Here is a 25,951-nt window from a genome sequence, read left to right on the forward strand (position 1 = left end):
GCCGGCGCTCGCCCGGCCCGCTGAGCGACGGCCCGCTCACCGCCCCGGGGAAACCGCCGTGGGTGGCACCCGCAGTACCCCGTAGACGGACCATGCCACCGAGACCACCGGTACGGCGACGACGGCTCCCAGTACGCCCGCGGTGACGCTGCCGCAGATGACCGTGAGGGCCACCACCACCGGGTGGAGCCGGACCGCCTTGCTCATCACCAGCGGGTGCAGCACATGGCCTTCGATCTGGCCGATGACCACGATCAGCACCACGACGAGGGCGGCCACCAGCGGCCCCTTCGCGGCCAGCGCCACGACGGCGGCCACGGCCAGCGCCACGGGTGAGCCCACCAGCGGGATGAAGGCGGCGAAGAATTCCAGCACCGCCAGGGGAAGGGCGAGGGGAATCCCGAGCGCGAAGAGTCCGGCTCCTACAAGAACGGCGTTGAGGGCGGCCACCACCACGATGCCTCGGGTGTAGCCGGTGAAGGTGATCCATGCGGCGCAGCCGGCGGCATGGACGGGACGACGCCCGCGTTCCGGCAACTGGCCGCCGAACCACTGCCACATCCGGTCGCCCGAGTGCAGAAAGAAGATCGAGCAGAACAGCGCCAGCACCCCGACCGTCAGGACGGCCACCACCTGGCCGACGCCGCTGAGCGCGGTGCTGATGAGGGTGGCGCGATGGCTCGTCACGAAACGCGACAGCCGGGCCTGCGCATCGGAGAGGGTTCCCGGACGCAGATGGACCGGCGGGCCTTCGAGCCAGCGCTCGATGCGCTGCACACCGCCGACGAATTCCCGGCGCAGTCCGTCCCACTCACCGGCGACGGTCGCCCCGATCAGGCTCAGGACGGTGAAGACCAGCAGGATGCCGACGACCAGGCCGACCGCGACCGCCGCCGAGCGGGGCATCCAGCGGCTCAGCAGCGTGACCGCGGGCTCCAGGAGGGCCGTCAGCACCAGGGCCAGGAAGACCGCCAGGGTCACCAGGTGGAAGCGTCCCAGTGCGGCGAAGATCGCGTAGGCGGCCGCGCCCACGATGATCAGGCGCCAGGCGTACCCGGCCGCCACCCGCAGCGTCGGAGAGACCTCGGAGCCCTTCCCCGGGCAGCGGTCCGGCGCCTGCCCCCGCGACCGGTACACGCTCAGGGACCGCGCCCCCCGGGCGGTGTGCCGCGCCGCGCCCCGGAGCCGCCGGGGCCCGTTCCCGTGGGTGCCGGGAGTTCGCTCACGCTCCCCGCCGGATCGGATCCGCACTTGGCCGCCACCGCCTCCCGCCCCTCCCGTGGCCAGCGCCGGAAGGGGGACGACTGCCGCGCGCGAGCCGGTGCTCACCCGTGGCGCATACCCAGAGGTGGTATCACCGCGGGGCGGTCTTCGAACGTGTGCGGGCGGGCATGGCCCCAATGGAGCATGCCGTCGGCGCACCCATCGACGACGACCGACGGGCCGACGCGGATCTCCCGGACCGCCTCCGGGCCGCCCCGGCCGTGGTCTACCTCCTCTTCAACGAGGGCTACACCGCCGGCTCGGGCGAGTCGCTGGTCCGCGAGGACCTCTGCCGGGAGGCGATCCGGCTCGGCCGGCTCCACCGCGACGAGCGGCCCGGGCCTATGAGCGGGCCCTGGCCCGTACGGACAACGCGGCGGAGCGCCACTTCCTGGAGCGCAGTCTTCGGGCACTCCCCCGGGGCGTACCCGGCCGGTGAGGCACGGGGCGGTGCGGTGTGTGTCCCTGACGCGGCTCCTACCCGGCCCCGCGCTCATCCATGGGGACGGGGTGCCGTCCCGTTATGCCGGGGCTGCGGTGAGCGACGGCAGAGGGGTGGGTGCGGTGGCGGCCGCGGTGTCCCGGAGGCTCTGGCATTCGTCCGTGAGGTGCGCGAGGGCGGCGGTGAGGGCTTCCTCCGCCTGGTCGTGCGGAGGGTTGTCCGGCAGCACGGTGACGGACAGCTGGCGCAGCAGCTCGGTGTGGGCGGCGAGGGCCTGCCGGGTGCGGGTGTCGGCGTGGTCGGTGAGCAGCAGACGCGCGGCGGTGTTGGCGGCGCGCAGCCGGGGCTGGTGGATACGGCGGTGGGAACGGGGAAGGGCGCGCCAGGCCGTGTTGGCGATGGTGACCAGGCGCCAGATCTCGTTGTCGGCGGGCTCGGTGTCGTAGAACCGCAGGCCGTAGCGGCTCACCAGCCAGTAGGAGGCGGCCAGGACGAAAGCCGTGGCGGCGTCGAACGCCAGCCAGAATCCGAGCAGGTGAGGCTCACCGCAGACCGCGCGTACCGCCAGGGCCGCCCCCGCTCCCCCGGCGCCGAACAGCAAGGACCCGACGAGCACAAGCAGGAGCGCGGCCGGGAGGGCGCCGATGCCGTTGGCGCTGTCGAGGCGCGCCATGCCCTTCCAATGGGGCGCGAGATAGCGGGCGTAGCGGGCGCACCTGGGGGCGGGCTCGACCAGGGCGACACGTCCGGCCCAGCTGACGCTCTGCGGTCTCTTGGCGCTGTTGATGCCCGGGGTCGGGCTGCTGCAGGGAATCACGTGAGCGTCAACGAGCCGTGCCGGAAAACGCGACAGCCGCAGCGGAGGTTTACGGGCCAGATTCCTCCCTCCGGCCGGGCGCACGCCGCCGCGCGCCGAATGCGCCGGTGGCATACCCGGTCGATCATCCGATACATACGCTCGATGGGGGCTCCCCCGGGGCGGCTCCGGGTCCGAGGGGCCGCGGGCCCCGGAGCGGGCCGGATCGGGGCCGGAACGGGGCAGTCCAGCGGCTGGACGCGGCCGACCGGTCATGACGAAACCGGCGGCCGGTCCGGTGGCCCGGTGGCCCGCGCCGTTCAGGGTGAATCTGCCTGGGTCAGCGGGTCGGCGGCGCCCTTGCAGGGCAGGGAGGTTGCGGCCACTGTGGTCGCACAAGGCCAATGGCCGGTCACCGTCGGCAGGTTCCGTCACACGGTTGGAGTGAGCGTGGCTTCCTTCGTACTGCCCCATGATGTGCGCGGCACGGGATCGCACAAGGTCATCCTCGTGCACGGGTGGTTCGCCGACCGGTCTGCCTTCGACCCGGTCCGGGAGGATCTCGATCAGGACGCGTTCCAGTACGCGCGGGTCGATCTCCGTGGGTACGGGGCGGCGAAGGACGCGGCCGGCGCGTACACCACCGGTGAGGGGGCGGCGGATGTGCTGGCGCTCGCCAATCGGCTGGGCTGGGACCGGTTCTCGGTGGTCGGGCATTCGATGGGGGCGAGCGTCGTCCAGCGGGTGCTGGCCGCGGCGCCGCGGCGGGTGCGCCGGCTGGTCGGCATCTCCCCGGTGCCGGCCTCCGGTCTGCCGCTGCCGCCGCAGCAGTGGGAGCTGTTCTCCTCCGCGGCCCACACCCCGGAGAACCGGCGCGCCATCATCGACCTCACCACCGGCGGGCAGCGCCCCGCCGCCTGGCTGGACCGGATGGTGCGGCGGTCACTGGAGTGCAGCGACGCGAAGGCCTTCCGGTCCTGGCTGGACTCCTGGTCGGGGGACGGATTCCAGGCCGAGGTGGACGGCTCCGCGGTGCCGGCGCTGGCGGTGACCGGCACCCTCGATCCCGCGCTGAACGCCGAGCTGATGCGGCAGACCTGGATGCAGTGGTACACCCGCGGCGAGCTGGTCGAGCTGCCGTCGGCGGGGCACTACGCCATGGACGAGACGCCGCTGGAACTGATCCGGGCCGTGGAGGACTTCCTGCGCGCCGACGATGACGCAATCGCGGCCGGATGACCGTGTTCGCGGCCGGTGCCACGGAGCGGGAGGGCCCGGACGTCTTCGACCCCCGGGGCTATGCCGACGGGCTGCCGCACGCGGCGTACCAGCTGCTGCGCGACCGCTGTCCGGTGGCCCGGCAGGAGGAGCCCGAGGTGCTCGGCTGGCCCGCCGGGCCGGGTTTCTGGGCGGTCACCCGGCACGAGGACGTGGTACGGGTCCTGAAGGACGCCCGCACGTTCTCCTCGCATCTGGGCGCGACCCAGATCCGCGATCCCGACCCCGCGGATCTGCCGTTCATCCGGCGCATGATGCTCAATCAGGATCCACCCGGCCACGGACGGCTGCGGCGTTCGGTGAGCCGGGCCTTCACGCCTCGTCAGGTCGACCGTTTCGGGACCGTCGTACGCGAGCGGGCCCGTGCCCTGCTGACGGCGGCGGTCGACACGGCGCGCACCGGGAACGGGGTGGGTGATCTCGTCGCGTCGGTCACCGATGACTTCGCGCTGCTCAACCTCGCCGATCTGCTCGGTGTGCCGGCCGCCGAGCGCGGGCTGCTCCTGGAGTGGACCCGGCGGGTCATCGGCTACCAGGACCCGGACGAATCAGGCCCGCCCGTGACCGGCCCGGACGGGCGGCCCGCCAACCCGCGCTCCCCGGCGATGCTGCGGGACATGTTCGACTTCGCACGGGATCTGGCCGCCCACAAGCGGCGGTATCCGGGCGACGATGTGATGACGGTGCTCGCCTCGGACACCGAACTGGCCACGCCCGAGCTGGAGATGTTCTTCTTCCTGCTGACCATCGCGGGCAATGACACCGTACGCAGCGCGGCCCCCGGCGGGCTGCTGGCGCTGGCCCGGCACCCGGACGCGTACCGCCGGCTGCGCGCGGGCGCCGTGGGGACGGCGACCGCGGTGGAGGAGCTGTTGCGCTGGCATCCGCCCGTGCTCAGCTTCCGCCGCACCGCGGCCCACGACACCGACCTGGCCGGCCGCCGTATTCGGGCCGGCGAAAAGGTGGTGGTCTTCCATGGCTCGGCGAACTACGACGAGCGGGTCTTCGCCGACCCGCACCGGCTGGACCTGGCCCGGTCCGTGAACCCCCATGTCTCCTTCGGCGACGGCCCCCATGTCTGCCTGGGCGCGCATCTCGCCCGGCTGCAACTGCGGGTGTTGTACGAGGAGACCTGCCGCCTGCTCCCCACCCTGGAGGTCGCCGGTCCGCCGCAGCGGCTGGTGTCGAACTTCATCCATGGGCTGAAGTCGCTGCCGCTGCGGCTGTCTTGAGGGGCGGGCGGGGCGGCGGTGGCACCAGGGCCTGGTCACGGAACGGGCGCGGCTTCGGCGTCGGGTGGTGAGGGCAACAGGGCTGCGGTGAGGGGGTGCCGCGGGCTGGAGAGGAGTTGGCCCGCCGGGCCTTGTTCGATGAGGTGGCCGTTGTCGAGCACGGCGATGCGGGTGGCCAGGGTCGCGGTGTCGCGGTCGTGGGTGATGAGGACCAGGGACATGTCCGGGTGGGTCCGGACGAGGTCGGCGAGGAGCGTGCACAGGCTCCGGCGGGTGAGGGCGTCCTGGCCCGAGGTGATCTCGTCGCAGATCAGGACCCGGGGGCGGGCCAGGAGGGCACGGGCCAGGGCGGCGCGCTGGAGTTCACCGCCGGAGAGTTGCGCGGGGCGGCGGCGTACGAGGGCGGCGGAGAGCCCGAGGGTGCTCAGGGTGCGCTCGGCCTCCGCCCCGGCCGCGGGCCGCGGGACGCCGCGCAGACGTACGGCGCTGCGCGCCACCTGGTCGAGGACCGGGCGGTGTTCGTCGAAGGCGGCGCGGGCGTCCTGGAAGACGTACTGGACCGCGGCCAGTTGCGCGCGGGTACGGTCGCGGAGGCTGCGGGGCAGGGCGTCACCGTCCAGCAGGATCCGGCCGTCGTAGCTCCGGTGGAGACCGGCGAGGCAGCGGGCGAGGGTGGTCTTGCCGCTGCCGGAACGGCCCACGACGGCCGTACAGCCGGGCGGGAGGCGTAGTTCGGGGGTGTGCAGGACGGTGGAGCGGCCGTGGTGGGCGGTGAGGCCGTGGACTTCGAGCACGGCTGTGGGGGTGGGGGCGGAGGGCGGGCCGGAGACGGTCTCGTCGGTCCCGTCCGTCCCGTCCCTTTCGTCGGTGCCCTGGGTCCTCGCGCTTCGTTCGCTCCCGGCGGTCCGCGGCGCGGTGTCCGTGTCCGCGCCCGGGACGACCGGGCCGTCCGACGGGGCGATGGCGGCGGCCGGGGTGAGGAGGGTGCGCGTCCAGGCGTGCTGGGGGCGGCTCCAGAGCTGTTCCGGGGTGCCGGATTCCACGATGCGGCCGGCGCGCATGACATGGACGTCGTGGGCCAGGGCCCGGACGACGTCCAGGTCGTGGCTCAGGAGCAGTACGGCGATGCCCTCCCGGGCCACGGCGCCCAGCTGGCCGGCGATGCGCTGCTTCGTCAGGGCGTCCTGGCCAGTGGTCGGTTCGTCGGCGACGAGGGTGCCGGCGCCGGTCAGCAGGGCCTGGGCCAGGACGATGCGCTGTTGTTGGCCGCCGGAGAGCTGGTGGGGGTAGCGGGACAGCAGGGCTTCGCCGTCGGTGAGTTGAGCCTGTGCGAGCGCGCGGAGGATGCGTTGCCGGATCTCGGGCCGGCGGGCGCGGCGGGGCAGATGGCGTACCCGGGTGCGCGCGATGTCCCGGAGGAGGGCGGCGACCGGGCGGGCGGGGTTGAGGACGGTGGCGGGGTGCTGCGGTACGTAGCCGACGAGGGTGTCGGGGACGCACACCTCGCCGGTGACCGCGGCGCCGGGCGGATGTTCGTGGAGCAGGGCGAGTCCGGTGGTGGTCTTTCCGCTGCCGGATGCGCCGATCAGGGCGGTGATCCGGCCGGGTGGCACCCGTAGGCTCACTCCGTCGACGAGCGCCCGGCCGTCGATTTCGACGCGGAGGTCCCGGATCTCAGCGGCCTGGTTCAGGTGCACGGATGGCTCTTCTCGTCTGGTCCGGGAGCGGGCGGCGTGCCGTGGGCGGTGGTGCCGATGCCGGGGGTGCTGTCGTTGGGCGTGGCGTCGTTTGGTGTGTCCTCGTTGGGCGTGCCGTCGTCGGGTGCTCCCTCAGCGGGCGGTGGGGCGGGAGTACGGCCGGTCCGCGAGGTACGGTCCGGGCCGGGCTTCCGGTCACGCCGTCCCCGCCCCGATCTGCCGTCCCGCCTCGTCAGGGCCGCGTCGAAGAGCAGATTGCTGCCCATCGTCAGCGCCATGATCAGCACGGCGGGGAGCACGACGGCCCAGGGCTGGACGAGCATGCCCGTGCGGTTGCGGTCCACCATCACCGCCCAGTCGGCGGCGTCCGGTTCGGCGCCGACGCCGAGGAAGGCGGCCGTGGCGACCAGGTACAGCACTCCGGTCAGCCGGACCCCGGCGTCGGCGGCGAGGGTGCGCAGGGCCGACCGGCCGACGTAGCCGACGGCGGTCCGCCACCAGGTCTCCCCCTGCATCCGCAGTGCCTCGACCGCGGGCCGGGCGGCCGCTTCGGCGGTGGCGGCCCGCACCGCCCGAACGGCGTCCGGGATGTTGACCAGTGCCACCAGCAGCGCGAGACCGCCGGCGCCGGGCGTCAGGACCGCCGCCACCAGCAGGATGAACAGCAGCGACGGGATGGCGAGCAGGACGTCCAGCGGCCGCATCAGCAGCTCGTCCAGCCAGCGGCGGCGGGTCAGCGCGCTCATGAGGCCGAGCGGGATCGCCACCACATAGGCCAGCGCCGTCGCCGCGACGGCGGTCAGGACCACCGGGCGGCCGCCGAGCAGCACCTGCCGCCAGACTTCCCGGCCGACGAAGTCGGTACCGGCCCAGTGCCCGCCGCCGAGGGTGAACGAGGGGGCCCGTGGCCCGGGTTCCCCGGCGAACAGCGGCCCGAGGAGGGCGAGGAGCAGCGGTACGGTGATGATCAGCAGGGCGAGGGTGAAGCGGCGCGGGCCGCGGGCCGTACGGATGCTCATGCGGCCACCGCCGATCGGGGCACCAGTCGGTGTGTGGCGAGGTCCGCGCCGAGGTTGAGGAGCACGGCGGTGCAGCCGAAGACGACCGCCAGGCCCTGGATGACGGGGACGTCGCGTTCCGCCACGGCATTCATCAGGACGGTGCCGAGGCCGGGAATCACGAACAGGGCCTCCACGACGATGACCCCGCACAGCAGCCAGTCGACCGTGCGGGCGAGCTGCTGGGCGGCGGGCGCAAGGGCGTTGGGGAGGGCGTGTGCCCAGCGGACGCGGGCGCCGGGGACGCCGTAGCGGCGGGCCTGGGCGACGTACGGCGAGGCCAGTGCGTCGATCATGCCGGCGCGGACCAGCCGCGCCAGCGAGCACACCGGGCGGGACAGCAGCACCAGTACGGGCAGCACCAGCGCCGCGGGGTGGGCGAGCAGATCGTCGCCGTAGCCGACGGCGGTCGGCGGGAGCCAGCCGAGGCGCAGCGCGAAGACCGTCACCAGCAGCACGCCGAAGGCGAACTCCGGTACCGCGTACACGCCCAGGGTCACCGAGCTGATGAGGCGGTCGACGAGCCGTCCTTCGTGGCGGGCGGCCAGGACTCCGAGGCCGCCGGCCAGCGGCACCAGCAGGAGCAGGGTGAGCGCGGCGAGCAGCAGGGTCGGTCCGAAGCCGTCGGCGAGGTAGGAGCTGACCGGCCGGCCGGAGGTCAGTGAGGTGCCGAGGTCGCCGTGCAGCAGTCCGGCCGCCCATGCCACAAGGCGTTCGTGGGCGGGCCGGTCCAGGTGCAGGGCCTCCCGGATGGCCGCGATCCGCCCGGGGTCGGGCTGGTCGCCGGCGAGCGCCACCGCGGCGTCGCCGGGCAGCGCCTCGGTGAGGGCGAAGACGAGCAGCACGACGGCGGCGGTCTGCCCGGCGCCGAGCAGCAGCCGACGGGCCAGCCACGGCCGCAGACCGGTCACGCGAGCCACACCCTGTCGAAGCGGGCCCAGTCGAGGGTGTTGGCGGGGGCGCGGTGCGCGACGCCGCGGACCGTACGGGCGGTGCCGAGGATCCAGTCGGCGAAGCCCCAGACCAGGAAGCCGCCCTCGGTGTACAGACGGCGCTGCATGCGCGCGTAGACGGCGGCCCGGTCCTTCTTGTCCCTGGTGGACTGGGCCTGCTGGTAGAGCGCGTCGAAGTCCTTGTGGTGCCACTTGGTGGCGTTGGTGGTGGAGCCGGACAGCAGGCGCTGGGAGAAGTGCGACTCGATGGGCATCGCGCCGGAGCGGTAGCAGCACAGCGTTCCGGAGTCGAGGGTGTCCTGCCAGTAGCTGTCCTTGCTGCCCATCGCCACCTTCACCCGCACTCCGGCCTTGGCGGCCTGGTCTCGGAAGATGGCGGCGGACTCGGTGAAGCCGGCGGCGACGGCCGAGGTGTCCAGGGTGACCCGCAGCCCGTCGGCGCCGGCCTTCTTGAGCAGGTGGCGGGCCCGGTCGAGGTCCTGCTCGCGCTGCGGCAGTCCGTCCGCGTAGTACTCGTAGCCCTTGCCGAACAGGTCGTTGCCGACCTCGCCGGCGCCGGAGAGCGCACCGTCCACCAGTTCCTTGCGGTCGGTGAGGAGGAAGAACGCCTCGCGCACCCGCCGGTCGTCGAACGGCGGCCGGTCGGTCTTCATCGCGAACGCCTGCATCGCGCTGTTGCGCAGCCGGACGATCTCGATCCGGCCCTTGCCCTCGTGTGCGCGAGCGGTGGTCGGTGTCAGCTCGTGGGCGTACTCGACCTGGCCGCCCAGCAGGGAATTGACGCGTGCGGACTCCTCGTTGGCGACCAGGAACTCCAGCTCGTCCAGGTAGGGCGCGCCGTCCCAGTGGTCGTCGTTGCGCCGGAAGACGGCGGAACGTCCGGGGGCGAAGGAGACGAAGCGGAACGGGCCGCTGCCGACGGGTTTCGTGTCGAAGTCGGTCGCGCCGTCGGGGACGACATAGGCGCCGAACGCGGCCAGGATGTTGGGGAATTCGGCGGTCGGGCGCTTGAGGGCGAACTCGACGGTGTGCGCGTCGACGGCCCGGCTCGCCTTGAGGTCGAGGGGCTCCAGCGAGGCCTTGGCGCGGAACGCCTTCTTCGGGTCGGCGATGCGGCGGTAGCTGTAGAGGACATCGCGGGCGGTGACCGGCCTGCCGTTGTGGAAGGACGCCTTGCGCAGCCGTACGGTCCAGCGGTCGAGGGCTGCGTTGGGCTCCCAGGACGCGGCAAGCCGCGGCTCGGCGCCGAGGTCGGCGCCGAAGTCGGCGAGCTTGTCGAAGAGGGCCTTGGCGCGGGCGGCGTCGGCGAAGAGGTTGGCCAGGTGCGGGTCGAGAGTCTCGCTCGCGCCGCCGCCCGCGAAGACGGCCCGCAGTCTTCCGCCGCGCCGGGGCTTGCCCCCGCTGTCGGCGGCGTCCCCGGCCGGGTCCGTGCAGCCGGTGAGGGCGAGCGCGCCGAGGCCTGCGGCCCCGCCGGCCGCGGCGAGGAAGCCGCGACGGCGCAGGCCGGGGAAGCGGGGGTCGTTGACGGGGCCTTCGTTCATGGCGGGTTCCTTGCTGTGCGCGGGTGGGTGGCGGGGGTGCGAGCGGGCGTCAGGCGTGCCGGGTGAGCCGGGCGACGAGGTGCAGCCGGTCGCCGTCGGCGGACGCGCCGGGCCGGTCGCCCTCCTGCCAGGCGGGGTCGGTCCGCGGCCCCGGCCCGTCGTGCAGTTCGAGGACGTCGAAACCGTGCGCGGTCAGGGCGTACCGCAGTTCCTGGGGGAAGAGCAGCCGCCATGCGGAGCGCTGCTCGTGGGGCGGGGCGCCGTCGTCGGTGGTCCAGAGGCGGGTGCGGCGCAGGAGTTGGGCGGTGCGGTCGAGGTACAGCGTGGTGGTGGAGGTGTGGACGGTGCCGCGCCAGGTGAAGGCGTGGACGGCGGGGGCGTCGAGCAGTTCCGTGCGGCCGAGGAAGAAGGCGCCGTTGCGCATCTCCGCCACGAGCAGCCCGCCGGGGGTGAGGGCGCGCCGGCAGGAGGCGAGGAAGCCGTCGAGTTCGGCGTTGGTGTGGCAGTAGAGCAGGGCGCTGTCCAGGCAGACGACGGCGTCGAAGGGGCCTTCCTGGAGGTCGAAGTCGCGCAGGTCGGCCTGTACGTAGTCCGGTCCGGGGTGGTGTCTGCGGGCGTGGGCCAGCATCGCGGTGGAGAGGTCCGCCCCGACGACGGTGCGGCCGGCCCGGTGCAGATGTGCGGCGTCGCGACCGGTGCCGCAGCCGAGGTCCAGGACACGGTGTCCCGCGCGGTGGCGGCCCAGGCAGTCCTCGGCCCAGCGGGCGGCGAGCCGTTCGGCGTCGGGGAAGCGGGCCTCGTAGAGCTCCGGGGTGTCGGTGAGCAGGTTGTCGCTGCTTCTCTGCGTTTCCATGGGTGGGTCAGGCCTTTTCCGTCGTCTTGGGTGCCTCGGTGACCAGGGGTGCGGCGGTGGCCGGTGCCTTGGTGGTGTCCCCCGGCAGGCCGCGCAGCCGGTGCAGCCAGGCGACGCCGGCCGCGGAGACGAGGCCGAAGGCCAGGCAGCAGGCCCACGGCAGCCACTGCGTACGGGTGTGTTCACCGGTGTCCATGGCCCAGCCGACGACGGTGTTGCCGGCCGCCGCGGCGATCCCGGAGACCACGTAGAACAGTCCGAAGTAGGTGCCGGTGAGTTCGGCGCGGCCGAAGGCGGGGATCAGCTCCATCACGAACGGCTGGGCGACCATGACACCGAGGTAGAGCAGCAGCGCCCCGGCCAGTACGGGCAGTGCCCGCAGCGCGGCGTCGCCCGGTCCGCCGGCCGGTGTTCCCAGGCCCGCGACGGCCATCGGCGGGATGAAGGAGAGGGCCATCAGGGCGAGCCCGGCGCTGATCCACCGCGCTCGGTTGCCGCGTTCCTTGAGGGCGCGGGTGATCCGCAGTTGCAGCGTGAGGTTGGCGACGGTGCCGATGAGGAAGACCAGTCCGGCCGCGCCGTCCCAGCCGGTGGCCCGCCGGGCGCCGTCGGGCAGCAGCAGGTACAGCTGGTTCTCCATGGTGAACATGCCGACCATGGCCAGCGCGAAGGCCAGGAAGACGCGGTTGCCGAGGACTTCACGCCAGTCGCCGAGGACGCTGTTGCGCGCCGGGGCGACCTCGGAGGCGGGCAGCACGACGGCCTGGGCGACGGTGAGCAGGGCGAAGATCCCGGCGGCGGTGAGCGCGGAGGCCCGGAAGTCGACCAGCAGCAGGGCGCTGCCGAGCAGTGGCCCGATCAGGGCCCCGGTGGTGGCGAAGACATTGAAGAGGGCGAACGCCTCGGCCTTGTCCGCACCCGCCTCCTGTGCGAGGTAGGCCCGTACGGCCGGGTTGAACAGCGCCCCGGCCAGCCCGCTGAGCACGGACGCGGCGAGGAGCACGGGCAGGCCGTCGCCGAGCGCGAAGAGGCCGAAGCCGACGGTCCGCAGGGCGCAGCCGGCGATGATGACCCCGCGCGCGCCCAGCCGGTCGGCGGCCGAGCCACCGATGAGGAACAGGCCCTGCTGGCTGAGATTGCGGACGCCGAGGACGATCCCGACGACCGCGGCGGACATCCCCAGGTCTTCGCCGAGGTGCACCGCGAGGTACGGAATCAGCAGATAGAAGCCGGTGTTGACACCGAGCTGGTTGATCAGCAGCAGCCGGATGGCGAGCGGGAAGCGGCGCATTTCCTGCCAGGTCCTCATCGGGCCGCCTCCTCGTCGCGCGCCGGAGCCGGCCGGCCCGCGGTCCCGTCGTCCGCGGGCGCCTCGCCCGGTGGCGGTGCGCCGTCGGCCGGCCGGATGCCGAGGCCCGGTTCCCGGCCGGCTCGTACGGTGCCGTCCGTGCCGCTGATGCCGGTCCAGGGGTCGTGGGCGAGCAGCAAGTGGCCGTCCAGGTCCGTCCATCGGGCGCGGTCGGCGAGGTGGACGGCGGGGGCGAGTCCGAGGGTGCTGGCGGTGAGACAGCCCAGCATCAGGTCGGTGCCGGTGCCGGCGAGCAGGTCGGCGATGCGCAGCGCGGCGGTGACCCCGCCGCACTTGGCGAGCTTGACGTTGATGCCGTGCACCCGCCCGGCCAGCCGCCGGACGTCGTCGAGGTCTGCCGCGTCCTCGTCGGCGATGACCGGCAGTGGCGAACGGGCGGCGAGTGCGGCCAGCGCCTCGGGGTCGCCGGGGGCGAGCGGCTGCTCCACCGCCTCGATGCCGAGGCCGGCGTAGCGGGGCAGCAGGGCGTCGGCCAGGGCGGGGGTCCAGGCGCCGTTGGGGTCGAGCAGCAGTCGGGCGTGCGGTGCGGCGTCGCGCACCGCCAGTACCCGGTCGAGGTCGTCCTCGGGGTCCGGGGCACCGGCCTTGAGCTTGAGGACGGAGAAGCCGCGCCGGGTCAGCCGGGCCGCCTGCTCCGCGGCCGCCCGGCAGGAGGTGATGCCGATGGTGCGGGCGGTGGCTGCGGACGGCGCTTCCGGGGCGCCGAGCAGCCGGTGCACGGGCCGGCCGGCGCGCTTCCCGGCGAGGTCGAGCAGCGCGGACTCCACGGCCGCGGTCACCGCCGCGGGCGTGCCGGGTGCGGGCAGGTCGCCCGCGCGCAGGGCGTCGAGGGCGCTCTCGGGGGTGGCGCAGCGGGCGAGTTCGCGCCCGGCACGGTGCAGCAGCCGGCCGAGGGTGGCGGCGTCCAGGCCGTAGTAGGCGCTGGTGACGGCTTCGCCGTGGCCGCGGCGGCCTCGGTGCTCGATGGTGAGCCAGAGGGCGTCGCGGGCGGCCATCGTGGAGCGGGAGATGCGCAGCGGCTCGGCGAGTTCGAGCCGTACGGTGCGCTGGCTGACCTTCACGGGGTTTCTTCCCAGGGGGTGGTGGTGCGGGTGGGATGGTGCGGGATGGTGGACGGCCGGTCGGGGTGGGTGACCGGTCCGGGCGGGCAGGCGCCGGCCGGGGCCGCGAGCGGGTCGGCGACCGTCCCGCACCGGGTCCATCCGGTCGCCTCCGCCGCGGTCGGATGCGGGATCTCGACCGGGCGGGTGGCGGCGGTGGCCAGGTCCAGGCCGTGGGCGGTGGCGAAGTCGTCGTCGTAGACGCTGTTGAGATAGCGCTGCGGACCGTCGGGGAAGACGGTGGCGACCACTGCGCCGGGGTGTATCCGCGCGGCCCACGCGGAGACCAGGGCGACCGCGCCGGTGCTCCAGCCGCCGCTGACGAAGTTGCCGGTGGCGAGCCTGCGGCAGGCGTCGGCGGACTCCGCCGGGCCGACCCAGTGCACCTCGTCGAAGGCGTCGTAGGCGACGTTGCGCGGGTGGATGCTGCTGCCCAGGCCGCGCATCAGCCGGGTCCGGGCGGGCTGGCCGAAGATCGTCGAGCCGGTGGCGTCCACGCCGATCAGCCGCAGTCGCGGCCAGTGCCGGCGCAGCGGGCCGATGATCCCCGCGCTGTGGCCGCCGGTGCCGACGCTGCACACCAGGATGTCGAGGTGGTCGAGTTCGGCGGCCATTTCGGCGGCGAGGGAGGCGTAACCGGCGACGTTGTCGGGGTTGTTGTACTGGTCGGGCCAGTACGCTCCGGGCAGTTCGGCGAGCAGGTGCCGCAGCCGGGCCAGCCGGGCCGCCTGCCAGCCGCCCTCGGGCGCCGGCCGGTCGACGAGTTCGAGCCGGACGCCGTGGGTGCGCAGCAACCGGCGCATGGACGGCTCCAGTTCGGTGTCGCCGACCAGCACGACGGGGTGGCCGAGCGCCTGGCCCGCGAAGGCCAGACCGATACCGAGGGTGCCGGAGGTGGACTCCACGACGGGGGCGCCGGGCCGTAGGTGGCCGCGTTCCCTGGCGCCGAGCAGCATGGACACGGCGGCCCGTGCCTTCATTCCGCCCGCGCCGAGCCCTTCGAGCTTGGCCCAGAAGCCGGGGTGCGGGCAGGGGAGGTCGGCGGTGACCCGGGCGAGCGGGGTGCGGCCGACCAGGCCGAGGAGTGCGCGATTGCCGGCGGGGTGCCGGACGGCCGTGGTCACCTGGCGCCTCCGGAGGTCTGGTCGCGGTACTGGTGGATGGTGCCGGGACCGCCGTCGAGCCAGAAGAAGGGGTACGGCTCGGCGCACACCGCGCTCACCCCGGCTCCGAGGAACCGGGGCAGCACCGCGCTGCCCGTCTGCGCGAACATCACCAGGGGCTTGCCGTGGCGGAGTGCCTGTTGCCGCAGCGGTTCGAAGCTGCCGTTGCCCAGCGTCATCCCGGAGGCGAGCACCGCGTCGCAGTGCGGCAGTTCGGCGAGCGCGTCGGTGCGGACCGGCTCGCCCCACTCCGTCGTGCCGCCCTTGAGGTCGCAGGGGACGTAGGACAGTCCGCGCGCACGCAGCGCCTCCAGCAGCGAGTTGACCACGCCGACCACGAGCACCCGGGCGCCCGGCGCGGCGTCGACCAGTCCGGCGACGGCCCGTGCCCTGGCCCGGGACTTGCGCAGGGACGACCCGGCCGGCAGCGACCAGGACCGGGCGCCGTTCGCGGGGGTGTGCGGGAGGACGTGCATCAGGTAGGTGTCGAGGGCGGCCACCCGCACCGGGCGCAGTTCATGCGTCAGCAGGCGGGCCAGGTCCGCGCCGACGCAGTCCTCGACCGCGGCGTCCGGCAGTTCACCGGGCTCCACGGCGCAGGAGCCGACCGCGGCGGCCAGCCGCAGGCTCAGCACCTCGTTGCGGTAGCCGCCGCTGCGGCCCTCGTGGCGTACGGCCTGCCGGGTGCTGAAGGCGACGGCGACCCGCTGGGTGCGCGGGTCGGGCCCGAAGTGGCCGCCGAGGACGCGGTCCACGAGGTCGTCGTACGAAGTGGCGGTGGCCGGGCGATCGGTGGTGGGCGTGGTCATCGGTTCACCACCCGCGGGCGCAGCTCGGACAGCAGGCTCTCGACCCGCCGGCGTGCGCCCGTCCCCTCGGCGTCCCCGGCCATCACATGCCCGAGGTACTCGTTGTTGCTGCCGGCCGCCTTGACCGTCGTGCCGGGCTCGGCGAGCCGGACTTCGAGCACGTCCGGCGCGCTGCGCACGAGGTCCGCGCCATCGGTCCCGGCCAGCACGCCCACGGCGTCCGGGACGAGGAAGCCGATCGCGGCGCTGTGCAGCCCGGTGTCGCGTATGTGCAGGTCGGGGCGCTGCCCCAGTGCCAGGTCCACGGCGGCGGCCGCGATGTCGACGCCGGTGACATGGCGGACGAGTTCGGTGATCCGGTTGCCCGCGGGGCGGGGGTTGACCTCGATCAGCCGTGGTCCGCCGGGCGTCAGCTTGATCTCGGTGTGCGCCACGACGCCGTCCAGGCCGAGGGCCCCGATCGCCTGACGGGCCGTCTCCCCCGCCGCTTCCGCATCGGCCGCCGGGAGCGCGGCGGGAAACATGTGGCCGGTCTCGATGAAGGCCGGTGCCCCGCCGACGCTCTTGTCGGTCACCCCGATCACCTCGGTCCGCCCGTCGAACGTCGCGGTCTCGACGCTGACTTCCGGCCCGTGCAGCAGCTCTTCGAGGAGGACCACGGGCGCCCGGCGCTGACCGCGGGCATTGACGGGAAACGCGTCGAGCGCGCGGTAGGCGCGGGTCAGCTCCGCCTCGTCGTCGACGCGCCGGACGAACATGCCGGCGCACAGGTCGACGGGCTTGAGCACCAGCGGATAGCCGATGCCGGCCGCCGCGTCGGCCGCTTCGGAGCGGTCCGCGCAGACCGCGAAGCGCGGCCCGGGGAGCCCGGCGGCGGCGAGCAGTTGCCGGGTGGCGTCCTTGCGACAGGCGTTCTCGACGGCTTCGGGCGCCGGGCCGGGCAGCCCGAGGCGGCCGGCGATCTTGGCCGCGGTCGGGAGGTAGTAGTCGCAGGAGGTGATCACCCCGTCGAAGCCGAGCGCGGGGTGCAGCCGCTCGACGTACGGCAGCAGGGTGTCCAGGTCGTTGGTGTCGGCGGTCAGCACATGACGGGCGCCGAGCAGCGGGTGTGCGGTGCCCTCGGGCGCGGAGCGCAGGTAGTGGTGCAGGTCGCGGGTGAGGAGGGTGAACTCGTGTCCGCCCTCGCGGATCGCGCGTGGGAGCAGCCTGCTCATCGCTCCGACCCAGCTCTCGACCATCAGCAGATGAGCCACGGTGTCCCTTCTTCGCAGCGTTGTCCGGGGGGTGTGGGGGCGGTACGTGACGGAACGACGGCCTTCCGGGGCGGGCCGTCCGCTTGACCGGGCCACACTGTAAACGATAATCATTTTCACCACCAAGTTCCGTGGCCCCTCCGCCGCCCTCCCGAATGCGAGACCCGTGATTCCTGCCGTACGCCGCACCGGCCTGCTCTGTGCCCTGACGGCCACCGCCGCCCTGCTCCCGGCCGCCCCGGCACCCGCCGCTCCCCCGCCCCCGGCGCTCCGCTTCGGTGCCTGCCCGGACTCCGTACCGGACCCGCCCGCGCCCGCCCGCGTCGAGTGCGGCCGGCTCCGCGTCCCCCTGGACCGCGCAGACCCGCACGGCAGACACCTCGACCTCGCGGTGTCCCGCGTCCGCGCCTCCGGACCGGCCGCCGAGCGCCGGGGCGTCCTGCTGGTCAACCCCGGCGGGCCCGGCGGATCAGGCCTCCCGTACGCGGTGACCAAGCGCGCCAAACTCCCGGAGGCGGTGCGCCGTTCGTACGACGTGATCGGCTTCGACCCGCGCGGCACCGGTGCCGGCGCACCGGCGGACTGCGGCCCGATGGGCGGCCTCTTCGACCGCCCGGGACCGGACCCGGTCCCGTCGGGGCGGACGGCCGAGCGGGCGTACCTCGACGGGCTGCGGCGCACCGCCGACGACTGCGCCCGGCACGTCGCCAAGGCCCTGCCGCATCTGTCGACCACCGAGACCGCCCGGGACATGGACGCCCTGCGGGAGGCGCTCGGTGAGCGCCGGATCAGCTATCTCGGCGTCTCCTACGGCAGCTACCTCGGGGCCGCCTACGCCGCTCAATTCCCGCAGCGGGTGGGCCGGATGGTGCTGGACAGCGTGGTCGGCCCCGAGGAGTGGTACGACTTCGACCTCCGCCAGAGCCGTGCGCTGGTACGCCAGCGGGCGGTGTTCTTCGACTGGGTCGCCCGGCACCGGAAGCACTTCGAACTCGGCGCCGACGGCCCGGCGGTGCGTGCCGCGTACCAGCGGGTGCGGGACGGTCTCGCCGAGCGCCCGGTGGACGGCTTCGGGGCGGCGGAGTTCGACCGGGCCGTCTACCGGGCGCTGGGCCGCACCGAACGCTGGGCGGGTCTCGCCGACGGCCTGCGGACCTATCTGCGGGACGGCACCATAGGCCCGTTGCTTCCGGCGGAGCCCTTCGACGGCCCCGCGTCCCGTACCTTCGAGGCCGCCAACCGCACGGTCAAGTGCGCGGACGGGCCGGCGCCTTCACCCGGCCGGGTCGTCGCCGACATCCGGCGGATGCGGCGGCTCGACCCGCAGCCGGTGCTCACCGGGATGGAGGCCTCGGTCTGCGCGTACTGGCACCACCGTCCCGCACACGCCACCCCGCTCGGCAGCCCGGCCGCGCCACCGGTCCTGCTGGTCGCCTCCGAGCACGACCCCGTCACCCCCGTCGAGGGAGCCCGGGCACTCCAGCGGCGACTTCCCGGCTCCCGGCTCGTCACCCTCCACGACGACTACTCGCACGGGGTGTTCGCCAGCCGCGGCAACGCCTGCGTGGACGGGACGGCCGCGGCCTACCTGACCGACGGGACCGTACCGCGGGATGACGTGGACTGCGCCGGGCCCGGACTGCCCATGCCATGACGCACGTTGACTGACAGCCGTCGGCCCGGCCCGCACACCGGCGGCCGGGCCGGCACCGCCCTCCGCCCGCCCGTCACCCTCCCCCGCGCCCTCCGGGGCGCAGATCGCGCAGCGGTCCTTGCCGTCCCAGTCGTCCCAGCCGAACGCCGCGGGCGACAGGGCCAGCCCCTCCAGTTCGCTGCGCACCGCCACCGGTACGCCCACACCGCCGCGAGGCAGGGATGAGAGGCGTCGTGGAAGGCGGGTGAGGCGGACGAGGCGCCGGTCGCGACCACCCGCCCGGACGGCGCCCGCACGATCCCGCGCGCCGGTGACGCTACCCCTTCCCCGGGGCCGCGGCCTCGAGATCGTCGACACTGCCGGTCATGACCGCCGGGAGGTGCTGGGTGAGGTGCTCGACGGGCCAGTCCCACCAGGCCAGCGCCAGCAGCCGGGCGATGTCCGCGTCGTCGTACCGGCGCCGGATCAGCCGGGCCGGGTTACCTCCCACGACCCCGTAGTCCGGAACGTCGTCGACGACCACCGACCCGGACGCGATCACCGCGCCGTGTCCGATGCGGACACCGGGCATCACCATGGCGCCGTAGCCGAACCAGACATCGTTGCCGACCACGGTGTCACCGCGGCCCGGCAGACCGGTGATCAGGCCGAAGTGTTCCGCCCACGAGCCGCCCATGATGGGGAACGGGAACGTGGAGGGGCCGTCCATACGGTGGTTGGCGCCGTTCATCAGGAAGCGCACGCCTTCGCCCAGCGCGCAGAACTTCCCGATGACCAGCTTCTCCGGCCCGTAGTGATAGAGCACATTGCGGGTCTCGAACGCCGTCGGATCGTCCGGGTCGTCGTAGTAGGAGAACTCCCCGACCTCGATCAGCGGCGAGGTCACCAAGGGCTTCAGCAGCACCACACGCGGCTGCTCGGGCATCGGATGCAGCGCGGTCGGATCAGCGGGCACACCGGGAACAGCGGGCATCACGCATCAGCTCTCTCACACCTCGCGGATCAGAACCCGACCATGATCGCAATGGGCCCCGAGCCGATCCACCGACTTTTCCGATCCGCCGGCTCTCACGACCGGCGGCGGGGTTTGCCACGCCGGCCGCCGCCCTTGGGACCGCCGGAACCGCTCCGCGTGCTCTTGCCGCCCGGCCGCCCCGCGGTCTTGCCTCCCCCTGCCGTGCCTGCCGCTTTGCCCGCGGCGGGCTTCCACCGGGCGCCGCCCGCCTCGGGGCGCTTGCCCTTCGGCTGGGCCGCCGGCTGGGCCTGTGTGCGTCCGCGGCTGCTGTTCACGGTCCGCCCGCGGACGATCCCGATGAAGTCCTCCACCATGTCGGTGGTCTCCTCCTGCGGCCAGGACAGTGCGACGCGGGATGTGGGGGCGTCCGAGACCGTGCGGTAGGTGAGGTCCTTGCGGTGGTGCAGGCGGGCGAGCGACTGCGGGGCCACGAGGACGCCCACCCCCGCCGCCACCAGCTCGATGGCGTCCGCGGTCGTCGCGGGGCGCTCGATCGCGGGCTGTCCCGGGCGGCGCTCCCAGTCGAGGGTCTCGTCGAGCGGATGCAGCACGATCTCGTCGGCCAGGTCCTCGGCGGACACCTCGTCGACCGCCGTCACCAGGTGGTCCTTCGGCACCACGACCACGGTCGTCTCGGTGTAGAGCGGAATCGCCGCGAGATCGTCCCGGTCCACCGGCATCCGTACGAAGCCCGCGTCGGCGCCACCGTCCCGCAGCAGCGCACAGGCGTCGCCCGCGGACACCGGGACCAGGGTCAGGGGGATGTCGGGCAGCCGCTCGTTCCAGATCCGCACCCACTTCGTGGGCGTCACTCCCGGGACGTAGGCGAGCCGGAACGACGGGGGTGCTTCCGAGCTTGTCACGCCCGCCAGGTTACCGGTCGTGGTCGGAGCCCGTGCACACGCTCGATACCCTTGACCTCATGAAGTCGCACCAGACACCCCAGACGATGAAGCCCGCGACCGCGGCGAAGAAGCTGGGGGTGTACCTCGAGGCCACCCCCGCCGAGTTCCAGGAGGGTGTCGTCTCGCGCACCGAGCTGAACGCTCTGCAGGCCGATCCGCCCGCATGGCTGGTGGACCTGCGGCGCAACGGCCCGCACCCCCGGCCGGTGGTCGCGGCGAAGCTCGGCGTCTCCATCTCCGGTCTCGCACGGGCCGGCGTCACGGAAGCGCTCACCACGGAGCAGATCGACGCCCTGAAGCAGGAAAGCCCCGAGTGGCTGCAGCGCGAGCGCGCCACGCAGGCCGAGGTCCGCAAGGAAACGGCCCGGATCAAGGAGAAGAACGCGGAGCAAGCCGCGCAGCAGCAGAGCCCGCGCGCCTGACCTCTGCCCCTTGTCCCTGGGGGCTTCCGTCCCCTGCCCATGAACGATGTCGCCGCGGGCGCGCGGGTGCTCACCCGCCCGCCCGGCCCGGCCGGATGGGCGGCACACCCATCGGTAGCCGCCCGTCACGGACACTCCACCCTGAGCGAGTCCGGCCACCCGCCCGGTTACTCGAAGCGCGAGGGGTCCCCCGCGCCCCGGCGGACGATCTCGACATCGCCGCCGGAGAAGTCGATGACCGTGGTCGGCTCGGTACCGCAGTCGCCCGAGTCGAGCACCGCGTCCACCACGTGGTCGAGCCGCTCCTTGATCTCCCATCCCTGTGTCATCGGCTCCTCCTCGTCGGGCAGGAGCAGCGTGCTGGAGAGCAGCGGTTCACCGAGCTCGGCGAGCAGGGCCTGCGGAACGACATGGTCCGGGATGCGGACGCCGACCGTCTTCTTCTTCGGATGCAGCAGCTGGCGCGGCACCTCCTTCGTCGCGGGAAGGATGAAGGTGTAACTGCCGGGCGTGGCCGCCTTCACCGCGCGGAACACATCGTTGTCGATGTGCACGAACTGCCCCAGCTGCGAGAAGTTCTGGCACACGAGGGTGAAGTGGTGACGGTCGTCGAGGTTCCGGATCGACCTGATCCGCTCGATGCCGCTGCGGCTGCCCAGCTGGCATCCCAGTGCGAAGCAGGAGTCCGTCGGATACGCGATGAGGGCGCCGGAACGGATGCTGTCGGCGACACCGGTGATGGTGCGCCGCTGGGGATTCTCGGGGTGTACGTCGAAATACTTCGCCATCCGTCGAGCCTACGTGATCAGGTCAGGCGCACCCGGAGGGCGAAGTAGGCGCCGCCCCGCTGAGGGCCCCGGAGAGAAGGGCCGCGGGACCGGCGGGATCACCGCTCCAGCAGCATTCGGGCGATCGTGAGCTGGTCCTGATCCAGCTCGTCCTCGCCGTCCTCGATGTTCCACAGCAGGTTCTGCAGGGCCCGCCCCAGCGTCCAGGCGGCGGCCCGCTCCCGGTCGAGGCCCAGCACCTCGGTCATCAGGTCGAAGCGGTAGCGGACTTCGGGCGGGTCGAAGAAATCGGCGAGCGCGGGCATCAGCTCGAAACCCGGGTCGCCGGCCAGCGGCTTGGGGTCGATGGCGAGCCAGGGCTCGCGCTCCCCGGCGAGGATGTTGTCGTAGTGCAGATCCCAGTGGAGCAGCCGGTCGCCGGGGTCGCCCACGACCTCGCGGACGGCCGCCGCACAGCTCTTCAGAACCGCACGCCCGGCCGGGTCCGCGACTTTCCGCACCGCGGCCGGCACCGAGTCGAGCATGCTCTGCGCGATGTCGCCGAGCTGCCGCATTCCGGCCGGTGCGGGTACGCCGGTGAGCCGGGCCAGCAGCTCCGCGATGATCCGTACGGCCGCGCGGGAGTCGTCGAGCGTCGACAAGTGGCGCTTCTCGTCGAGGCGTTCGAGCAGCAGGGTGTTGGTGTCCGCATCGTGGTCCAGCAGCCGTACGACGCCGTCGCCGCCCCAGACGCGCAGCGCCACCGGCTCGCCCGCGCTCTCCTCGTCGAGCAGTTGCATCTTGAGTGCGGCCGGTGTCCCGTCGGCCCGCTCGACCGGCAGGACGAGCGCCGCCATGCCGCACAGCGAGGGCCCGGCCGGCCGCAGCTCCCAGCGGTCGAGGAACTCCGCGGCCCGCTCCGGCAACGCGGCGATGAAGTCACGGCCCGCCGCACCGTTGATTTTGATCTGCGTGGCGACCAGCTCTTCCGGAATGTCGATCACACGGCCGATCCTAGGAGCGGACGTGTCGCGGCTGGTAGCCGAATATCTGCCGGGACGACTCCCCACGCCCCCTCAGTCGCGCTCGACGAACAAATGCCGGGGTCCGCGCAGCACCGGACTCTGCCGGTACGGAGGCGGGTCCTCGGTCAGGCGGGGTGTGTCGAGGTGCTCAAGGAGCTCGTGCAGGGCGATCTGGGCCTCCAGGCGGGCGAGTGGGGCGCCGAAGCAGCTGTGGATGCCGCTGCCGAAGCCGAGGTGCTGGTTGTCCTCGCGGGCCGGGTCGAAGCGGTCGGGGTCGCGGAACCGTTCGGGATCACGATTGCCGGAGGCGAGCATCAGGATGAGCGGGGCGCCCTTGGGGATGGTGAGCCCGGCGACCTCGATATCGGCCAGCGGGGTGCGCTGCGGGAGCATCTGGACGGGCGGCTCGTAGCGCAGCAGCTCCTCCACCGCCAGGGGCATCAGCGCGGGGTCGCGGCGCAGGCGGGCCAGTTGGCCGGGGTGGCGCAGCAGGGTCAGCACGCCGTTGGTGATCAGGTTGACGGTGGTCTCGTGGCCGGCGATCAGCAGCAGCACCGAGGTCGTCATGATGTCGAGCGGGGTGAGCTGCCCGTCGGTGCCGTGGCCCGTGGCGAACGCGGAGAGCATGTCGTCGGACGGATGGTCGCGGCGCTTCTCGGCGAGTCCGCCCAGATACAGCGCCATCGCCTTCCGGGCCTCCGCGGCGGTGCGTTGGCGCTCCGCGGGGTCGTCCCCTGGGCTGGGGTCGATACCGGTGACGATCGCGTCCGACCACTCACGGAACTGCGGTTCGTCCTCGATCGGTACGCCCAGGAGGCGGCAGATCACGGTGACGGGGAGCGGGTAGGCGAAGTCGTCGACGATGTCGATCCGTTTCTTGCCGTCGAAACTCCCGATGAGGTCCTTGACGACGCGGGAGATTTCGCCGTGCATGGCGTCGATCCGGCCGGGGGTGTGCGGCGGGCCGAAGGAGTGCATGGCCAGGCTCCGCAGCCGGTGGTGCTCGGGGTCGTCGAGTCCGATGAAGGCCGGCGGGAGTCCTTCCTCGGCGACGTCCCGCTCGTCCGGTGCGGTGCGGTTGCGGCGGTCCGAACTGACCCGAGGGTCGTGGAGCAGCGCGGCGATCTCGTGGTACGTCCCGACCAGGTAGCTGCCGTCCTCCTGCCGTGCCACCCGGTGCTCGCGGAGTTCGGCGTAGAGCGGGTAGGGGTCGGCGCGGTGGGCGTGGTCGGTGATCCGTTGGAACAGGGTGTCCGCAGCCATGCGCGGGGGCTCCTCATCGCTGTGAAGGGGCGGTTCTCCGCCGTGGAGTGGCGCTTCGCCGCCATGGGTGGCAGTTCGTGGCCATGGGTGGCGGTGGTCTCAGCGGGCCGGTTGCACCAAGGTCAGGCGGCGGTCCGGCAGATGACCGGTGAGGGCGACGGTCGGACCGTGCGAGAGCATTTTCGGGTCCGGCACGTCGGAGGGGACGGGGACCGGGGACTCCCTCTGGTCCGCGGCTCCCGGCGGGGGTGGGAACGGCGCGGCGGTCTCGATCAGCCGCTGGTAGTACTCCAGTGACCTGGCCTGGTTCACGCTCACGGCCGCGGTGACCCGCCCCCGGTAGCCGTAGACGGCGACCAGTCGGGCGTCTTTGAGCGAGCCCTGGGCGATGACCACCTGGTCGGAGAACGTGGGTACGCCCACGGACTTGATGTTGAGGCCGAACTGACTGGACCAGAAGGCCGGGACCGTCAGGTGCGGACGTCTGCGGGGCCCCGGGTTGACCATGTTGTGGGCCGCCACCTCGGCCTGGGCGACCGCGTTGCCCCAGTGCTCCAGAGAGAGCAGCTGGTACTCGAAGAGCGGGTGCGGGAAGCGGGCGACATCGCCGGCCGCGAAGATGTCATCGGTGACGATCCCGTACATGTCGAAGGCCCGGCACCCCGCGTCACAGGTCACGCCCCGGGGGCCCGCGGCGAGTTCCGATTCGGCCAGCCATTCGGTGTTGCGGACCGCGCCCAGGGCGATCACCGCGACATCGGCATCGACCCGGGTGCCGTCGGAGAACTGGGCACCGGTGAGCCGGCCGTCGCCCTCCAGCGAGGTGACCGTCACCCCACAGCGCAGGTCGACGCCGTGCGCCCGCTGCAACTTCGCGGCGAGCGCTCCCAGCGTTCCGCCGAGGGCACCGACCAGGGGCGCCGGTCCGCGCTCCGCGACCGTCACCGCCAGGCCGCGCTCCCGGCAGGCGGAGGCGATCTCCGAACCGGTGAAGCCGGCACCGACGACCAGGACGCGTCGCGGTCCGGCGTCGAGCCGTTCCGCGAGGCGGCGCGCATCGTCGCTGGTGCGCAGGGTGAACACCCCGTCCAGGGCCGCCTCTCCCGGGTGCGGCCAGGGCCGGGCACGGGTTCCGGTGGCGATCAGCAGCCGGTCGAAGGGGACTTCCGCACCATCGGCGAGCAGCACCCGCTTCCCGATCGGATCGAGTCCGGTGGCCCGCACCCCGAGCCTCCACTGCGCGTCCACGTCACGGCGCTGAGGCAGCCCGGTGTCGCACGCGGGGACCTTTCCGAGCAGCACCTGTTTGGACAGCGGAGGCCGGTCGTACGGGGGCTGCGGCTCCTCCCCGATCAGGGTCAGCGAGCCGGTGAACCCCGACTCCCGGAGCGTCTCGGCGGCCCGCAGTCCCGCGAGCGAGGCGCCGACGACGACGATCCGGCCGTCGCGTGGTTCACCGCGCACCGGCGCCCGCCTCCTCGCCCAGGACGATGGCCTGCACCGGGCACGCCGCCACGGCCCGGCGCACCCGTTCCAGCTGCCCGTCCGGCACCACCGGGTGGTACAACAGGGACTCCTCACCATGCATCGCGAACACCTCGGGGGCGAGGAACGCGCACTGCGCATAGCCCTGACAGCGATTGAGATCCACCACGACGTTCAACCCCAGCCACTCCTCTCCACCGCCCACCGGCACATGCGTCGTCTCCGTCCTACTAGCGGTGACGCCGGAGCGCAGAGGATGCTCCGCCATCCGGGGGTTCACGCGGGGTGAGCGGAAGGGGTGGCCGAACCGCTCGCAGCAGACGGGGGCGAGCGGACGAGGCCGTACGCCTCGCTCCGTAGGCGAGCGCGGACGGCGGCAATTGGCCGCCGTGGAGAGTTCACTTCCTGCACACGAATGAGCTGTCGCCACAGCCGTGCGTCACCGGGTATCGGAGCGGCGAAACCCTCCCCGGCGAACGGCTGTCGCAACCCGGCAGGTCACCCGCGAAAAGCCGCAAAGCAGTGGCACCCGGGCAGAGTTCGGACCCGGCGCAGCGTCCACGGTGCCGCGGACGAGTCTCGTATGGCTCATTCACGGCTCAAACCTT

Annotated in this window: 22 protein-coding genes and 2 pseudogenes; 5 read left to right on the top strand and 19 right to left on the bottom strand. The window is 73.2% G+C overall.

The window, feature by feature from the left end; all coding sequences use genetic code 11:
* Positions 1-36: 36 nt before the first annotated feature.
* The gene (locus tag ACFW5B_RS02925; protein WP_386432238.1) at positions 37-1,137 is read right to left on the bottom strand and encodes an AI-2E family transporter; all 1,101 of its coding nucleotides are present in this window, start codon (positions 1,135-1,137) and stop codon (positions 37-39) included.
* Between the two features lie 263 nt (positions 1,138-1,400).
* Here ACFW5B_RS02925 and ACFW5B_RS02930 point away from each other — a divergent pair.
* A pseudogene (locus ACFW5B_RS02930) lies at positions 1,401-1,586 on the top strand (DUF6596 domain-containing protein); the annotation flags it as partial.
* Between the two features lie 198 nt (positions 1,587-1,784).
* On the opposite strand, the gene ACFW5B_RS02935 reads toward ACFW5B_RS02930, so the two are convergent.
* Entirely contained in the window at positions 1,785-2,522 is a 738-nt protein-coding gene (locus ACFW5B_RS02935; RefSeq protein WP_386432499.1) for a hypothetical protein, read from the bottom strand.
* A gap of 429 nt (positions 2,523-2,951) precedes the next feature.
* On the opposite strand from ACFW5B_RS02935, the gene ACFW5B_RS02940 reads away from it, so the two are divergent.
* Positions 2,952-3,740 (top strand): alpha/beta fold hydrolase, encoded by a 789-nt coding sequence (locus tag ACFW5B_RS02940; protein ID WP_386432487.1) that lies wholly within the window; start codon positions 2,952-2,954, stop codon positions 3,738-3,740.
* Positions 3,737-5,011 (top strand): cytochrome P450, encoded by a 1,275-nt coding sequence (locus ACFW5B_RS02945; protein ID WP_386432242.1) that lies wholly within the window; start codon positions 3,737-3,739, stop codon positions 5,009-5,011. The genes ACFW5B_RS02940 and ACFW5B_RS02945 overlap by 4 nt, the downstream gene beginning before the upstream one ends.
* A gap of 35 nt (positions 5,012-5,046) precedes the next feature.
* Here the strand turns inward: ACFW5B_RS02945 and ACFW5B_RS02950 are convergent, their stop codons facing one another.
* The 10 genes and pseudogenes from ACFW5B_RS02950 to ACFW5B_RS02995 all read right to left on the bottom strand — a co-directional run bounded on the left by ACFW5B_RS02950 (position 5,047) and on the right by ACFW5B_RS02995 (position 16,807).
* Positions 5,047-6,708: an ABC transporter ATP-binding protein gene (locus ACFW5B_RS02950; RefSeq protein ID WP_386432245.1), complete on the bottom strand. Its 1,662-nt coding sequence runs from the start codon at positions 6,706-6,708 to the stop codon at positions 5,047-5,049.
* A 155-nt stretch (positions 6,709-6,863) separates the two neighbouring features.
* Positions 6,864-7,727 (bottom strand): annotated as a pseudogene (locus ACFW5B_RS02955) (ABC transporter permease); the annotation flags it as partial.
* Positions 7,724-8,677: an ABC transporter permease gene (locus ACFW5B_RS02960; RefSeq protein WP_386432248.1), complete on the bottom strand. Its 954-nt coding sequence runs from the start codon at positions 8,675-8,677 to the stop codon at positions 7,724-7,726. The pseudogene ACFW5B_RS02955 and the gene ACFW5B_RS02960, both read right to left, overlap by 4 nt.
* Positions 8,674-10,260: an ABC transporter substrate-binding protein gene (locus ACFW5B_RS02965; RefSeq protein ID WP_386432251.1), complete on the bottom strand. Its 1,587-nt coding sequence runs from the start codon at positions 10,258-10,260 to the stop codon at positions 8,674-8,676. Before ACFW5B_RS02965 ends, ACFW5B_RS02960 begins: the two co-directional genes overlap by 4 nt.
* A gap of 49 nt (positions 10,261-10,309) precedes the next feature.
* Complete coding sequence (locus ACFW5B_RS02970; protein ID WP_386432254.1) at positions 10,310-11,113, bottom strand: class I SAM-dependent DNA methyltransferase; 804 nt, start codon at positions 11,111-11,113, stop codon at positions 10,310-10,312.
* Between the two features lie 7 nt (positions 11,114-11,120).
* Positions 11,121-12,422 carry an MFS transporter gene (locus ACFW5B_RS02975; RefSeq protein WP_386432257.1) on the bottom strand — a complete coding sequence of 434 codons (1,302 nt, stop codon included), beginning with the start codon at positions 12,420-12,422 and terminating at the stop codon, positions 11,121-11,123.
* Positions 12,419-13,543: a mandelate racemase/muconate lactonizing enzyme family protein gene (locus ACFW5B_RS02980; RefSeq protein WP_386432260.1), complete on the bottom strand. Its 1,125-nt coding sequence runs from the start codon at positions 13,541-13,543 to the stop codon at positions 12,419-12,421. Before ACFW5B_RS02980 ends, ACFW5B_RS02975 begins: the two co-directional genes overlap by 4 nt.
* Positions 13,540-14,706 carry a PLP-dependent cysteine synthase family protein gene (locus ACFW5B_RS02985; RefSeq protein WP_386432263.1) on the bottom strand — a complete coding sequence of 389 codons (1,167 nt, stop codon included), beginning with the start codon at positions 14,704-14,706 and terminating at the stop codon, positions 13,540-13,542. Before ACFW5B_RS02985 ends, ACFW5B_RS02980 begins: the two co-directional genes overlap by 4 nt.
* Positions 14,703-15,554: a Rossmann-like domain-containing protein gene (locus ACFW5B_RS02990; protein ID WP_386432266.1), complete on the bottom strand. Its 852-nt coding sequence runs from the start codon at positions 15,552-15,554 to the stop codon at positions 14,703-14,705. The genes ACFW5B_RS02985 and ACFW5B_RS02990 overlap by 4 nt, the downstream gene beginning before the upstream one ends.
* A complete protein-coding gene (locus tag ACFW5B_RS02995; RefSeq protein ID WP_386432269.1) occupies positions 15,551-16,807 on the bottom strand; it encodes an ATP-grasp domain-containing protein in 1,257 nt (418 codons plus the stop codon). Before ACFW5B_RS02995 ends, ACFW5B_RS02990 begins: the two co-directional genes overlap by 4 nt.
* 166 nt (positions 16,808-16,973) lie before the next feature.
* On the opposite strand from ACFW5B_RS02995, the gene ACFW5B_RS03000 reads away from it, so the two are divergent.
* Positions 16,974-18,461, top strand: coding sequence for an alpha/beta hydrolase (locus tag ACFW5B_RS03000; RefSeq protein WP_386432272.1), 1,488 nt, complete (start codon positions 16,974-16,976; stop codon positions 18,459-18,461).
* 316 nt (positions 18,462-18,777) lie between these two features.
* Here ACFW5B_RS03000 and ACFW5B_RS03005 read toward each other — a convergent pair whose 3' ends face one another.
* Together ACFW5B_RS03005 and ACFW5B_RS03010 are read right to left on the bottom strand one after the other, a co-directional pair.
* Positions 18,778-19,434: a CatB-related O-acetyltransferase gene (locus tag ACFW5B_RS03005; RefSeq protein WP_386432275.1), complete on the bottom strand. Its 657-nt coding sequence runs from the start codon at positions 19,432-19,434 to the stop codon at positions 18,778-18,780.
* Between the two features lie 95 nt (positions 19,435-19,529).
* On the bottom strand, positions 19,530-20,339 hold the full coding sequence (locus tag ACFW5B_RS03010; RefSeq protein ID WP_386432278.1) for a LysR family substrate-binding domain-containing protein: 810 nt from the start codon (positions 20,337-20,339) through the stop codon (positions 19,530-19,532).
* Positions 20,340-20,398: 59 nt separating this feature from the next.
* On the opposite strand from ACFW5B_RS03010, the gene ACFW5B_RS03015 reads away from it, so the two are divergent.
* Positions 20,399-20,803, top strand: a complete 405-nt coding sequence (locus ACFW5B_RS03015; protein ID WP_386432281.1) for a DUF5997 family protein — start codon at positions 20,399-20,401, stop codon at positions 20,801-20,803.
* 167 nt (positions 20,804-20,970) lie between these two features.
* Here the strand turns inward: ACFW5B_RS03015 and ACFW5B_RS03020 are convergent, their stop codons facing one another.
* From ACFW5B_RS03020 to ACFW5B_RS03040, 5 genes are all read right to left on the bottom strand, one after another.
* On the bottom strand, positions 20,971-21,591 hold the full coding sequence (locus tag ACFW5B_RS03020; protein ID WP_386432284.1) for an L-threonylcarbamoyladenylate synthase: 621 nt from the start codon (positions 21,589-21,591) through the stop codon (positions 20,971-20,973).
* 98 nt (positions 21,592-21,689) lie between these two features.
* On the bottom strand, positions 21,690-22,583 hold the full coding sequence (locus tag ACFW5B_RS03025; RefSeq protein WP_386432490.1) for an aminoglycoside phosphotransferase family protein: 894 nt from the start codon (positions 22,581-22,583) through the stop codon (positions 21,690-21,692).
* 63 nt (positions 22,584-22,646) lie between these two features.
* Positions 22,647-23,858 carry a cytochrome P450 gene (locus ACFW5B_RS03030; protein WP_386432287.1) on the bottom strand — a complete coding sequence of 404 codons (1,212 nt, stop codon included), beginning with the start codon at positions 23,856-23,858 and terminating at the stop codon, positions 22,647-22,649.
* Between the two features lie 99 nt (positions 23,859-23,957).
* Positions 23,958-25,322 carry an NAD(P)/FAD-dependent oxidoreductase gene (locus ACFW5B_RS03035; RefSeq protein ID WP_386432290.1) on the bottom strand — a complete coding sequence of 455 codons (1,365 nt, stop codon included), beginning with the start codon at positions 25,320-25,322 and terminating at the stop codon, positions 23,958-23,960.
* A complete protein-coding gene (locus ACFW5B_RS03040; RefSeq protein ID WP_386432292.1) occupies positions 25,312-25,521 on the bottom strand; it encodes a ferredoxin in 210 nt (69 codons plus the stop codon). Before ACFW5B_RS03040 ends, ACFW5B_RS03035 begins: the two co-directional genes overlap by 11 nt.
* Positions 25,522-25,951 lie beyond the last annotated feature (430 nt).

Origin of the sequence: Streptomyces sp. NPDC058773 (assembly GCF_042746015.1) — a bacterium.
Classification (GTDB): domain Bacteria; phylum Actinomycetota; class Actinomycetes; order Streptomycetales; family Streptomycetaceae; genus Streptomyces.

Coding starts and splice junctions, on each gene's coding strand:
- ACFW5B_RS02945 (WP_386432242.1), top strand. CDS start 3,737: ATGACCGTGTTCGCGGCCGGTGCCACGGAGCGGGAGGGCCCGGACGTC.
- ACFW5B_RS02965 (WP_386432251.1), bottom strand. CDS start 10,260: ATGAACGAAGGCCCCGTCAACGACCCCCGCTTCCCCGGCCTGCGCCGT.
- ACFW5B_RS02970 (WP_386432254.1), bottom strand. CDS start 11,113: ATGGAAACGCAGAGAAGCAGCGACAACCTGCTCACCGACACCCCGGAG.
- ACFW5B_RS02975 (WP_386432257.1), bottom strand. CDS start 12,422: ATGAGGACCTGGCAGGAAATGCGCCGCTTCCCGCTCGCCATCCGGCTG.
- ACFW5B_RS02990 (WP_386432266.1), bottom strand. CDS start 15,554: ATGACCACGCCCACCACCGATCGCCCGGCCACCGCCACTTCGTACGAC.
- ACFW5B_RS03005 (WP_386432275.1), bottom strand. CDS start 19,434: ATGCCCGCTGTTCCCGGTGTGCCCGCTGATCCGACCGCGCTGCATCCG.
- ACFW5B_RS03015 (WP_386432281.1), top strand. CDS start 20,399: ATGAAGTCGCACCAGACACCCCAGACGATGAAGCCCGCGACCGCGGCG.
- ACFW5B_RS03020 (WP_386432284.1), bottom strand. CDS start 21,591: ATGGCGAAGTATTTCGACGTACACCCCGAGAATCCCCAGCGGCGCACC.
- ACFW5B_RS03030 (WP_386432287.1), bottom strand. CDS start 23,858: ATGGCTGCGGACACCCTGTTCCAACGGATCACCGACCACGCCCACCGC.